Source organism: Nocardia sp. NPDC004722 (assembly GCF_053601505.1).
Window position 1 is genome coordinate 17,249 of the sequence record NZ_JBSGBY010000027.1, and the last position, 11,426, is coordinate 28,674.

12 protein-coding genes are annotated in these 11,426 nt (G+C 69.0%); 2 read left to right on the forward strand and 10 right to left on the reverse strand.

Features of this window, described 5'->3' with window-relative positions:
• Nucleotides 1-20: 20 nt before the first annotated feature.
• The 4 genes from ACWELQ_RS05375 to lysX all read right to left on the reverse strand — a co-directional run bounded on the left by ACWELQ_RS05375 (nucleotide 21) and on the right by lysX (nucleotide 4,768).
• A complete protein-coding gene (locus ACWELQ_RS05375; RefSeq protein ID WP_452395795.1) occupies nucleotides 21-323 on the reverse strand; it encodes a hypothetical protein in 303 nt (100 codons plus the stop codon).
• 115 nt (nucleotides 324-438) lie between these two features.
• Nucleotides 439-1,056: a histidine phosphatase family protein gene (locus tag ACWELQ_RS05380; protein ID WP_452395796.1), complete on the reverse strand. Its 618-nt coding sequence runs from the start codon at nucleotides 1,054-1,056 to the stop codon at nucleotides 439-441.
• Nucleotides 1,057-1,107: 51 nt separating this feature from the next.
• The gene (locus ACWELQ_RS05385; RefSeq protein WP_452395797.1) at nucleotides 1,108-1,305 is read right to left on the reverse strand and encodes a hypothetical protein; all 198 of its coding nucleotides are present in this window, start codon (nucleotides 1,303-1,305) and stop codon (nucleotides 1,108-1,110) included.
• Nucleotides 1,306-1,399: 94 nt separating this feature from the next.
• Nucleotides 1,400-4,768 (reverse strand): bifunctional lysylphosphatidylglycerol synthetase/lysine--tRNA ligase LysX, encoded by a 3,369-nt coding sequence (gene lysX / locus ACWELQ_RS05390; protein WP_452395798.1) that lies wholly within the window; start codon nucleotides 4,766-4,768, stop codon nucleotides 1,400-1,402.
• A gap of 124 nt (nucleotides 4,769-4,892) precedes the next feature.
• On the opposite strand from lysX, the gene ACWELQ_RS05395 reads away from it, so the two are divergent.
• The gene (locus ACWELQ_RS05395) at nucleotides 4,893-5,147 is read left to right on the forward strand and encodes an RNA-binding S4 domain-containing protein (RefSeq protein ID WP_452395799.1); all 255 of its coding nucleotides are present in this window, start codon (nucleotides 4,893-4,895) and stop codon (nucleotides 5,145-5,147) included.
• A 36-nt stretch (nucleotides 5,148-5,183) separates the two neighbouring features.
• Here the strand turns inward: ACWELQ_RS05395 and rraA are convergent, their stop codons facing one another.
• Together rraA and ACWELQ_RS05405 are read right to left on the reverse strand one after the other, a co-directional pair.
• Complete coding sequence (gene rraA, locus ACWELQ_RS05400; protein WP_452395800.1) at nucleotides 5,184-5,675, reverse strand: ribonuclease E activity regulator RraA; 492 nt, start codon at nucleotides 5,673-5,675, stop codon at nucleotides 5,184-5,186.
• A gap of 5 nt (nucleotides 5,676-5,680) precedes the next feature.
• Nucleotides 5,681-6,187, reverse strand: a complete 507-nt coding sequence (locus tag ACWELQ_RS05405; RefSeq protein WP_452395801.1) for a nitroreductase/quinone reductase family protein — start codon at nucleotides 6,185-6,187, stop codon at nucleotides 5,681-5,683.
• Nucleotides 6,188-6,378: 191 nt separating this feature from the next.
• On the opposite strand from ACWELQ_RS05405, the gene ACWELQ_RS05410 reads away from it, so the two are divergent.
• Nucleotides 6,379-8,583, forward strand: coding sequence for a serine/threonine-protein kinase (locus tag ACWELQ_RS05410; RefSeq protein ID WP_452395802.1), 2,205 nt, complete (start codon nucleotides 6,379-6,381; stop codon nucleotides 8,581-8,583).
• Between the two features lie 69 nt (nucleotides 8,584-8,652).
• Here ACWELQ_RS05410 and ACWELQ_RS05415 read toward each other — a convergent pair whose 3' ends face one another.
• The 4 genes from ACWELQ_RS05415 to ACWELQ_RS05430 all read right to left on the reverse strand — a co-directional run bounded on the left by ACWELQ_RS05415 (nucleotide 8,653) and on the right by ACWELQ_RS05430 (nucleotide 11,362).
• Nucleotides 8,653-9,114, reverse strand: coding sequence for an SRPBCC family protein (locus ACWELQ_RS05415; RefSeq protein ID WP_452395803.1), 462 nt, complete (start codon nucleotides 9,112-9,114; stop codon nucleotides 8,653-8,655).
• Nucleotides 9,115-9,210: 96 nt separating this feature from the next.
• Nucleotides 9,211-10,176 carry a CopD family protein gene (locus ACWELQ_RS05420; protein ID WP_452395804.1) on the reverse strand — a complete coding sequence of 322 codons (966 nt, stop codon included), beginning with the start codon at nucleotides 10,174-10,176 and terminating at the stop codon, nucleotides 9,211-9,213.
• Nucleotides 10,173-10,709: a copper resistance CopC family protein gene (locus ACWELQ_RS05425; protein WP_452395805.1), complete on the reverse strand. Its 537-nt coding sequence runs from the start codon at nucleotides 10,707-10,709 to the stop codon at nucleotides 10,173-10,175. Before ACWELQ_RS05425 ends, ACWELQ_RS05420 begins: the two co-directional genes overlap by 4 nt.
• Nucleotides 10,706-11,362, reverse strand: a complete 657-nt coding sequence (locus ACWELQ_RS05430) for a YcnI family copper-binding membrane protein (RefSeq protein WP_452395806.1) — start codon at nucleotides 11,360-11,362, stop codon at nucleotides 10,706-10,708. The genes ACWELQ_RS05425 and ACWELQ_RS05430 overlap by 4 nt, the downstream gene beginning before the upstream one ends.
• Between the last annotated feature and the right edge of the window lie 64 nt (nucleotides 11,363-11,426).

An 11,426-nucleotide genomic window follows, 5' to 3' on the forward strand; every position in this document is an offset into this window, starting at 1 on the left:
TCCGTGAGGTGCCGCCGGGGCTAGCTCCCGAACGAGCCGGTGTCGGGCAGCCAGGGCGCGGGTGCCGGGGTGTTGTTGTCCCAGCCGTTGTTGTCGCCGTTGCCGTTCCAGCCGTTGCCGTTCCAGCCGTCGTGGTCGTGGCGGTGGTGGTGATGATCCCAATCGTGGTCGTCGATCTGCTGGGCGACGACGGGGGCGTTCGAATCATCGGAGGTCGCGGCGTTCGCGGGCAGCGCGACCACGGCGAGCGGGATGGCGGCCAGGGCACCGGCCGCTGCCAGGCGCAGGGCGAAGCGACGGCGGGGCGTCTCGAGGGCGGACATCGTGGAGCCTTTCTGTCGGGATCGTGTGCCGCGGAGGGGGAGCGGCTCACGAGTTCCCATACAAGGCGTCCGCCCTTGGAGGCCTGTGCGATGCGGCTGGGAGTCGGCTGAGCGTCTAGCCGCGCGGACGCTGCATGCGCGGCAACAGATCCCAGACGTGCCCGTTCTCGTTGATGGTGGCCGCGGTGCGATTGCCGGTGCGCGAGTACAGGATTCGGGTGATCGAGCAGTAGTCGATCGGGAAGGTGAGCGGGCGGGCGAGGCCCAGCACGTCCTGCAGCAGCACATTGATCACACCGCCGTGCGCGAAGGCGACAACGGTATCGCCGGGGTCGGCGGCCGCGACCACGCTGTCGATAGCGTCGCGCACGCGCCCGATGAAGGCGTCGCCGTCGATCTGCTCGGGCAGGTATCCGGACTTGATGCGCTCGTAGGTTTCCCGGAATTCCTGCTGCGCGTCCTCGATGGGGATGTACATCGGCAGCTCGCGGTCGTATTCCGCGAGCCCGTCGAGGATGTCGATGTCGAGTCCGAGCTTCTCGGCGGTGGGCCGGGCGGTCTCCCGGGCGCGCAGCTGCGGACTGCTGACCACGCGGGCGATCCGGTGGTGTGCCAGCGCGGCCGGAACCCGCTCGGCCTGTTCGCGACCGGTCGGCGTGAGATCCGGGTCGGCCGGACCGGCCTGGGCCAGGACGCGTTGCGGCTGGGCGTGGCGGACGAGGATCAACTGCATGCCACCACTGTGCAGTACCCCGCCCTCAGTTCGTCGGCGGGGTGGCGGCGATCACCGGCGGCGCTTGGTCATCAGGTAGACGATGCCGAGCACGAGCGCCACGACGAGCACACAGCAGACCGCAGCGAAGCCCCAGAAGCCCATGCCGCGGCGGCGGCTGCTGTATCGGGCCGCGGTGTTCTCGACCGCGGCGTTCCAGGTGTCCGGATGGGTCCACACGTGGTGGTCGAGCAGCGTCGTCTGGGTCATGAGATCTAGGTAGTGCATGGGAACCCCGATCGAGATGGCCGTCGGCCCGCCCCGGGCCGAATCCCAGACTAGGTCCGGAATCCGGCCGAGGGAATCAGGGTTGTCCCTGGTTGCGTGGTTTCACCAGTGGGAACGGCAGGGTTTCGCGGATGCTGCGGCCGATCAGCAGCATGACCACCCGGTCCACGCCGACGCCGAGGCCGCCGGTGGGCGGCATGGCGTGCTCGAGCGCCTGCAGGAAGTCCTCGTCGAGTTCCATGGCCTCCGGGTCGCCGCCCGCGGCCAGCATGGACTGTTCGGTGAGGCGGCGGCGCTGCTCGACCGGATCGGTCAATTCGCTGTAGGCGGTGCCCAATTCGACGCCCCAGGCGACCAGGTCCCAGCGTTCGGTGACGCCCGCGATGTGCCGGTGCGCGCGGGTGAGCGGGGAGACGGAGGTGGGGAAGTCGATGTAGAAGGTGGGTTCCTGAGTGGCCGATTCCACCAGGTGTTCGTACATCTCGAGCACGAGTTGGCCTTCGTCCCAGCCCAATTGGAAGGGCACGCCCGCCTTCTCGCACAGCAGCCGCAGTCGCTCCGCGTCGGTCTCGGGGCTGATGGTCTCGCCGATGGCCTCCGACACCGCCCCGTGCACGGTCTTGACCGGCCAGTCGCCGGAGATGTCGTGCTCGACGAGCGCACCGTCGGGGCCGGGCCGCAGCGCCACCATCTTGCCGTTGGCGGCCAGCGCCGCCTCCTGGATGAGCTGGCGGCAGGCGTGCATCATGCGTTCGTAATCGCTGTGCGCCTCATAGGCTTCCAGGATGGTGAACTCGGGATTGTGGCTGTAGTCGACGCCCTCGTTGCGGAAGACGCGGCCGAGTTCGAACACCTTCTCCATGCCGCCCACGCACAGCTTCTTGAGGTACAGCTCGGGGGCGATGCGCAGGTACAGGTCGAGGTCGTAGGCGTTGATGTGGGTGGTGAACGGGGTGGCGTTGGCGCCGCCGTGCACCTGTTGCAGCACGGGGGTCTCGACTTCGAGGAATCCCCAGCCGTGCAACGTGTCTCGCAGTGAGCGCACCACGGCGCTGCGTTTGGTCATCACTTCGCGGATGTCGGTGTTGATGGCCATGTCGACGTAGCGCTGCCGGACCCGGGCCTCCGGGTCGGACAGGCCCTTCCACTTGTCCGGCAGCGGGTGCAGGCATTTGCCGATCATCCGCCAGTCCTGCGCGAGCAGCGACAGTTCGCCGCGACGGCTGCGGCCGAGCTGGCCGCTCACCTCGATGAGGTCGCCGAGGTCGAAGTAGGCGGTGAAGTCCTCGCTGCGGTCCGCGCCGACGCGGCCGCGGTCGATGAGCAGCTGGATGTCGCCGGACCAGTCGCGCAGTACGGCGAAGATGACGCCGCCGTAGTCGCGAATCCGCAAGAGCCGTCCGCAGACTCGGACCGTGGTGCCCTGCGGGCAGGCGCGGGCGGCGGCGACGGTGTGCGTGGGCGGGTAGGCGACCGGGTAGGCCTCGACGCCGGATTCCTGGAGTTTCTCGAGCTTGTCCATGCGCACCCGCACCTGTTCGGGGCGGCGCGGGCGGGTTTCCTCGAGTTCCTCGGGCGGCAGGTCGGGGGTGCTGCCGTCGGCGTGCAGCCCGGTCATGGTGGGCGGCACCGACGGTCGCAGACCGGTGTGGGCGGAGGCGTCGCGGTCGCGGCCGATGCGCGGCAGGAAGCCTTCGGCCAGGGCGCTGGCGGTGGCGACCCGGACCAGGTGACGGCGTTCCTCGAACAGCGAGAACCGCGGCACCCATTCGGGCTGGTATTTCACGTTGGAGCGGTAGAGCGCCTCGAGCTGGTACCAGCGCGAGAAGAACATGAGCACGCCGCGCCACAGTCGCAGCACCGGGCCCGCGCCGATTCGGCTGCCCTCCTCGAAGACCGCGCGGAAGACCGCGAAGTTCAACGAGATTCGGGTGATGCCGTACTGCTCGGAGTTGAGCGCCAGCTTGGAGATCATGAGTTCCATGAGCCCGTTGGGGCCGGTGCGGTCACGCCGCATGAGGTCCAGTGACACACCGGTGCGGCCCCACGGCACCAGCGACAGCATGCCGAGCACCTGGCCGTTGGGTGCGACGGCCTCGACCAGCAGGCAGTCGCCGTCGAGCGGGTCGCCGAGCCGGTCGAGCGCCATCGAGAAGCCGCGTTCGGTCTCGGTGTCGCGCCAGGCGTCGGCGCGGCGCATGACGTCCTGCATCTCCTCCGGCGAGATCTCCTTGTGCCGCCGGACGCGAACGGTGATGCCCTGCTTGCTGAGTCGGTTGGCGGCCTGGCGGACCTGTTTCATGTCCGCGCCCGCGAGCGAGAAGTTGCGGGTCTCGAGGATGGCCTCGTCACCGAGGCGCAGCGCCGAGAGCCCGGCGCGGCGGTAGGCGGTCGCGCCCAGCTCGCTGGCGCCCATCACGGCCGGGGCCCAACCGTATTGGTCGGCCAGCCGCAGCCAGGCGTCGATGGCGTGCGACCACGATTCCTTCTGCCCGATGGGGTCGCCCGAGGCCAGGCACACGCCGAGTTCCACGCGGTAGGTGAGCGCCGCCTTCCCGTTGGGCGCGAAGACGACGGCTTTGTCGCGGCGGGTGGCGAAGTAGCCGAGCGAGTCCTCGACATCGGAGCGTTCCAGCAGTCCGCGGATGGCGGATTCGTCGAGCCCGGTCAGCGCGTTGGAGGAGCGCTGCGACCGGAACAGGGTGATCACCGCGGCCAGCAGCGCGATCGCGCCGAACAGGCCGAGCAGCAGGTTGACCGGGTGCGGCGGATGCCCGTCGAAGTCCTCGTTGGGCACCAGGATCGCGCCGGTCACCCGGGTCGCCGCCCACAGGGCCCGCTCGGTGTGGTCGGGCAGGCTGCCGGGGAACAGTTCGACCAGACCCCAGCCGGCCAGGCTGCCCAGGGCGAGCCCGCTGAGCAGGACGCCGAGCGCGCGCCAGACCGCGCCGCTCTGCACGTGCGTGTAGAACTCGGACCAGGCCGCGATGAGCACACCGATGACGGCGAGGTGAATGATCAAGGCCACCAGGGCGTTGATGTCGCCCGCGTCGGCGAATTCGAGTGCGTTGGCGAGTGCGTAGGCGGCCATGTACCCGGTCAGCAACCACCAGGCGATGCGTTTGCGGCTGGCGGTCGCGCCCGCGAGCAGACCCACGACGAGCGCCCACACCAGGGAGGTGTCGGGGGCGTCGAAGTAGTAGTTGTCGATGAAGTGCCGTAGATGCGAGGTCAGGAACCGTAGGCCCGGCGAGATGCTCCAGGTGAAGCACAGGATGGAGAACACGCCCAGCGCGGTGCCGGCGAGGTGCGGCAGTTCGCGCAGCCGGCCGTGTCCGCGGTGTGGCACCTCCGGAGACCGCGGCTCCGTTCTCGTGTCGGAGTCGTGGGTCGGCCGGTCCTGCGTGGAAGTCACCGCACCAGTGTGAATGTTGCCCTTGCCCATGTGCACTCAGAACCCGGTTCGTGTCTCGTCGCCGCGGTGCGGCTTGTGGTCGGAGCCAGCCTGCGGCGGCCGGTGGTGGGGGCGGCGTTTGGTCTCGGGGCGGCCGCGGGTGAGGATGTACCCCATGTCGGATCCAGTCGATGTCCCGATCCAGGACGATGTCATTCGACTCGGCCAGTTCCTCAAGCTGGCGAACCTCATTGACTCCGGTTCGGAAGCCAAGACGGTTATCGCCGAGGGCCTGGTTCGTGTCAACGACGAGGTGGAGCTGCGCCGGGGGCGGCAGCTGCACGCCGGGGATGTGGTGGCATTGGCGGGGCACAAGGTCCGGGTCATGGGGGCTGGAGGCGGGCACACGGCTTCCCATTCTGGGGTGTGATCACCCCCAGCCGCTGAGAGCTTCCGGAGAGTTCGCTCAGTCCTCGCTGCGGACCACGACGCCGTCATGGTCGCTGTAGAGCATCTCGCCCGGCACGAAGGTGACGCCGCCGAACTCGACCGGCACGTCCTTCTCGGCGTTGCCTTCCTTCTGGGTGCTCTTGCGCGGGTTGGTGCCCAGCGCCTTGAGCCCGATGGGCAGGGTGCGCAGGATGGCCGAGTCGCGGACCGCGCCGTTGACGATGACCCCGGCCCAGCCGTTGTCCACGCCACGTCCGGCGATGATGTCGCCGACCAGCGCGGTGTGCACGCTCGCGCCGCCGTCGACAACCAGCACGCGGCCCTCGCCGGGCTCGCCCAGGGTCTGCTTGACCAGCAGGTTGTCCTGGAAGGTCTTGATGGTCACGATGCGGCCCGCGAAGACCTCGTGGCCGCCGAACTGGATGAACTGGGTGTCGCAACTGCGGATCCCGGGGCCGATCTCGTCGGCTAGGTCGGCAGTCGCGATGGCTTTGGCTGATTCGGTCACGAGAACTATCTTGTCAGGGCGAAAATCCGCAAGTCGCGGGCGGTGCGGTTGCGATAGGCCGTGTACGCCTCGGTGGTCTCCTCGAAGCGTTCGTAGATCGCCTGCTTGCGCTGTTCGTCGGTGATCGGCGTCGCGGTGACCGGAATGTGTTGTCCCGCAATGGCGACCTCGGCGGCCGGGGTGGCGAGCAGGTTCCCGGTCCAGGCGGGGTGGTGGGCCTGGCCGAAGTTGGAGCCGACCACGTACAGCGTGTCCCCGTCGTGCACGTAGAGCAGCGGGGTGGTGCGCGGCTGCCCGGATTTGCGGCCGATGGTGGTGAGCAGGATGACGGGCGCGCCGATCGGGCCGAGCACGGTGTACTTGCCGTCGGTGCGTTCGAGGATCCTGCGGTCGAGCGGGGTCAGTTTCCGGACGACCAGCGAGCCGGGTTTGGTGGCGGCGAATCGACTCGCCAAGCGGGACAGCAAGGTGGTGCGGGAACCCCAGATCCGTTCCGGAAACTGCTCACTCATACCGCGACTGTAGTGGCCGCCGACGTCCCCCGCGATGCGCCTGCGGCGGGCCGTGCGATGCGCCTGCGGCGGGCCGCACGATGCGCTCCGCGCTTGCTCAGCGATCTATCCACAAGAACCAAACAACCGAGCAGTCGGATTCGCGGGCGCATACTGGGCCTCACCCGATGAGTTCGGATCGGGAGGGGAACATGAAGGTGGAACCGGCGATCGATTCGGGTGCCGTGGACGAGACCCGCTCGCTGCTGGCCTCCGCGCTCGCGCGCTTCACGGCCGCGTGGGAGGCGACCGGCTCACCGCCGCCGCTGGCCGAATTCCTGCCGCGCGCACCGCAGCTGCGTCGGCTGGCGCTCATCGAGCTGATCAAGGTGGACCTCGAGTACCGCTGGATCCGCTACGACTTCCCGAAACGGCTGGCCGACTACCGCACCGAATTCGACGAGTTGCGTTCCGGCCCACTGCCGCCCGACCTGGCCTACGAGGAGTTCCACGCGCTGCGCCGCTCCGGTTTCGCGGTGGACGTGAGCTGTTTCCCGACCGAGGCGGCGGGCACCGAATGGGCCGAGCGCGACTACCGCAGCACGCTGATCGCCCGGCCGCAGGCCCAGCACGCGCTGGAGGGCATCGAGGTCGGCGACCGGGTGGACGATTTCGACCTGCTGGTGGAGCTGGGCGCGGGCGCCTTCGCCCGGGTGTTCCTGGCCCGGCAGCGGTCCATGCAGCGGCTGGTGGCGGTGAAGATCTCGCAGAATCACGGCACCGAGTCCGAGACCCTGGCCCAGCTCGACCACGAGCACATCGTGCGCGTCTTCGACCAGCGGCTGCTGGCCGACCGCGAGCTGAAACTGCTGTACATGCAATACCTTCCGGGCGGCACGCTGTCGAAGGTGCTGTCGCTGGTGCGATCCCGGGAGCCGGGGGAGCGCGATGGCGGGCTGCTGCTGGAGGCGGTGGATTCGGCCATGCGCGACAAGGGCGGCCTGGTGCCGGGGGAGTCCCCGACGCGCGCCGCCATGCCGGAGCGCAGCTGGCCGGAGACCGTGGCCTGGCTGGGCGCCCGGCTGGCCCGCGCCCTGGACTACGCGTCGGAAAACGGTGTCCTGCACCGGGATCTCAAGCCCGCCAATGTGCTGCTCACCGCCGACGGCAGCCCGAAACTGGCGGATTTCAATATCAGTTTCAGCCTGCACGTGGCGGGCACCAGCCCGCTGGCCTACTTCGGTGGTTCGCTGGCCTACATGTCGCCCGAGCAACTGGCGGCCTGCCATCCCCAATTGCCGCAGACCGCCGAGGATCTCGACGGGCGCAGCGATATCTACGCGCTCGGCGTGGTGCTGTGGGAACTGCTCACCGGCCGCCGCCCCTTCGACGACGAGAGCCTGGCGGGCGATTCCGAGTCCTCGCTGGAACGCATGCTGCGCCTGCGCCGTCACGAGATCGACCCGCGCCATCTCGACGAGCTGCCGCCGGACTGCCCGCCCACCCTGCGCCGAGTGCTGCTGAAATGCCTTGCCCCCGAACGGGACAATCGTTGGCCCACCGGTGCGGCGCTGGCCCAGCAGCTGGAACTGTGCCTGGATCAGCGTGCCCGGGACCTGGTCGATCCGCCGGAGCGCAGCTGGCGGGCCCGGGTCGGCCCCTGGTCGCTGCTGGCCCTGATCACGGTGGCGAGCGTGCTGGGCGACCTGCTCGGCATGGTCTACGTCAACCTGCACAATCACGGTCTGTGGGCGCTGTGGTTCTCGCCAGGGGAACGGGCCAAGCTGCAAGTGGTCGGAAACGCGCTGACGCTGACCGCGACTCCGGCGGCCATCGTGGTCACCAACTATCTGTGCCGGCGGGCCTTCATCGTGTGGCGTGGCCTGCGGCGGGGCCGCGTCTACGATCCGGCGACGCTGTCGCGAGCGCGCCGCGACACCCTGATCGACGGCGACCGGGTGGCGCTGCTGGCCTTCGCGTGGTGGGTGCTGGCCGCGGCGGTGCTGGCCATCGCGCTGGTCGTCTACACCGGCCTGCCGCCCGGCCATATCGTGAATCTGATAGCGACGCTGCTGGTTTCGGGCGCGATCTCGGTCGCCTACCCGTTCTTCGTGGTCACCTTCTTCGTGGTGCGCTGCTTCTATCCGCGGCTGCTCACGCACGGCGAGACGGCCGCCGATCGGGACGCATTGCGGGCACTGAGCCGCCGCTGCACCCGGTATCTCGCGGTGGCGGTGGCGATTCCATTGATCGGCGTGATCAGCAGCCTGATCTTCCTGAACGCCGAGGAGGTTTCACTGGTCCTGATCCCCATCTACGGCCTGTGCGTGGCCGGAGTACTCGGTTTCCTGGGCGACTACTGGCTCTTCCGCCAAACCGAGGCGGACCTACGCGCCTTCGAACGCGCGGTGTCGTAACCCTGTTCCCTGGCACACAGTGGAGCTGGTTCGACAGCGGGGGTCGGCGGCTTTGGCGACCCCGGGGTGTCAGGCGTTGGTGCGGGTGGCGTGGTACGCCGAGACCTGGGTGACCAGGTTGTGGGTCGAGCTCTTCACGGCGAGCTTCACGAAGGGCTCGATGGTCTTGCCGAGGATCTTGCCCGCGATGCCGCCCGGCACCCGGTAGTCGACGATGGCGTCGATGGTGCAGCTTTCCTCGCCCTTGTCGTGGAAGAGGAAGGTGGATTCGATCTCGAAGCCCTTGATGGACTTCACGGCGATGGCATAGCCGGGCTCGTGCCGGACGATCTTGATGGTGGAGTGCAGCGCGATCGGGCCGAGCTGAATGGTGCCGTCGAAGGTGGCGTCGACACCCTCGATCTGTTCGGTCAGCGGGGTGAACGCGCTGATCTCATTGATGAATTTCGGCAGGTGCCGGTAATCGTTGACATAGGCGAAGGCCGATTCGGCCGAGGCGGCGCAATCTGCGACGATCTTGACTTCGGTCATGCGCGCAACTGTAACGTGTTCTAGTTTGACCTGCAGATCTTGCGATGCACACCATCTATGAGGCGGCGCACGCGAATCCGAGAAACGTCGATCGAATCACGCGGTGACGGCCAGCGTTCCGGCCAGACCGAAGACTATCGCCATCACCAGCACTTCCACAATCGCACGCCGCAACGACCCGTCGGCCGGGATGCGGTGATCGGCCGCCCTGGGCACCCAGGTGCGACGCCACCACCAGCCCAGCGCCAGCAACACCACCACCAGCACCGTCTTCGCCAGCAGGATGCGTCCGTATCCGGTGCTCACCAGCGGCGTCACCCCGCCGATCCGCACCAGCCCGTTGATCACCCCGGTCACCGTCACCGTGACCACCAGCGGCAGCGCCCAATTCGAGAACCGCGGCAGCAGCACCGCCCATTCGCCCCGGGTGCGCACGGTCAACGCCAGGGCCAGCAGCGTCCCGAACCACGCGCTTGCCGCGAGCGCGTGCAGCGCCGCCAGCACCGAGCCGAGGGTCTGCTGCGACATGTGCCCGGTGATCGGCCGCAGCGCCAGCGTGACGGCCGCGAACACCAGCACCAGGTCGGTGGTGACCCGGTCCGGATTGCGGAATCCGAAGGCGCTGTAGATCGCGATCGCGCCGGTGCCGACGAGCAGCGCGATGCCGATCTGCCCGCCGCTCACGTGCGTCAGGAAGTCGCCGAACTGGGCCGCGCCCAGCTGACCCGCCGAAATGCCTTGCACCTCGGCGGCTTCCAGCGCCAGCATGCTGAATTCCAGTGCGGCCCAGACCGCGGCGAGCACGGTGAGCAGCCGCCAGCGCGGAGACAGCCGGTCCGACAGGCGCGGCAGCGCGGCCAGTCCGAGCACCGCCGCCCCCGCGCAGTCGGCCATCACCCGGACGGGGGCCTCGGCCTGTACCGGGTCGCCCGCGGCCAGCACCCAGGCCAGCGCCGCACCGTCCCAGGCCACGGGAATGAGCAGCAGCAGCAGCCATTTCGGTGATTTGCTGCCGGTCATCCCGGGGCCTGGGCGGGGATCGGTGCGGTCGGGCCGATTCACTTGCGCTGCTTGCCCCGTCCGCCGAACAGGGCGAACGCGAGTCCGCCACCGAACAGCACGACCGCGCACACGATGAACACCCACAGCGGCACGCCGCCGCCGGAACCGCCGCCGGACTTGGCGTTGGCGTCGGCCTTCGGTCCCGGAGTTCCGTTGCCCGGCTTGGTGAGTGTGAAGGTGCGCTTGCCGCTGACGGGATGCCCGTCGGCGGAGGTCACCCGGTAGGCGATGGTGTACTCGCCGACCGGACCCAGCTCACCGACCTCGATGCTGATGGTCGGTCCCTCCACCTTCGGCTGTCCCTTGGACCACAGGTTGTGGTCCGGCCCGGTGACCGTCATGGACGGGTAGGCGGGCTGCAGGTTCTCGTTGAAGGTGATGCTCACCGTCGCGGGCGAGGTGTCGATCTGCGCGCCGTTGTCCGGGGTGGAGCCGACGGGGCTGGAGTGCGCGTTCGCGACACCCCCGCCGAGCAGCGCGAAGCCGGTGACCAGCAGCCCGGTCACCAACCCCGCCAGCAGTTTCCGGGTCACGACCGGCGTCCCCGGATGACGCTGCCGAGGCCGAGGGCCGCACCGAGCGCGCCCAGCGCCAGACCGACGCCGCCGAGCCAGCGGGCGGTGGTGTCGCTGCCCTTGTCGCTCTTGTCGGCGTCGGCCGCGGTGGCGGGGGCGTCGTCATCGCCGCCGTTGCTCTTGGCCAGGGTCAGGCTCGGAGCCGGGTGCTCGGGTTCGCTGCCGTCGGCGTTCATCGGCTGGTTCCACTCGACGACCTTGCCGTCGCTGTACGTCTGGGTGGCGTTGAAGCTGACCTTCTCCTGCTTGGGCAGCGGGCCCACGGAGATCGAGAAGCGCTGGAACTGACCGGGAGCCACGCCCGGGTTGCCCGGGTTGGCGGTCCAGGTGACCGCGGTGATGTCGCCCCCGGCGTTCTTCTCGACGGTGGAGGTCCAGCCCGCGATCGGCTCGGTGCGGGCGCTCTTGAGGTTCGGCAGCGCGACCGAGACCTTGGTGGTGGAGGCGGTGTCGGACTCGTCCGGCACCCGGAAGGTGGCGACGGTGTAGCCGCCCTGGGTGGCGCCGGGGGCGTCCACCACGACGTGCGCGGAGGCGACGCCCGCGCCGAGGAGCAGCAGGCCGGACCCGGCCACGGCGGTGACGAGGGCACGCGAAACGGAGGTGTGCATGAAAGGGTTTGCCTTCTCTGACAAGGGTTACGGGGAGTTAGGGCGAGGGGTTACGCCGTAACCG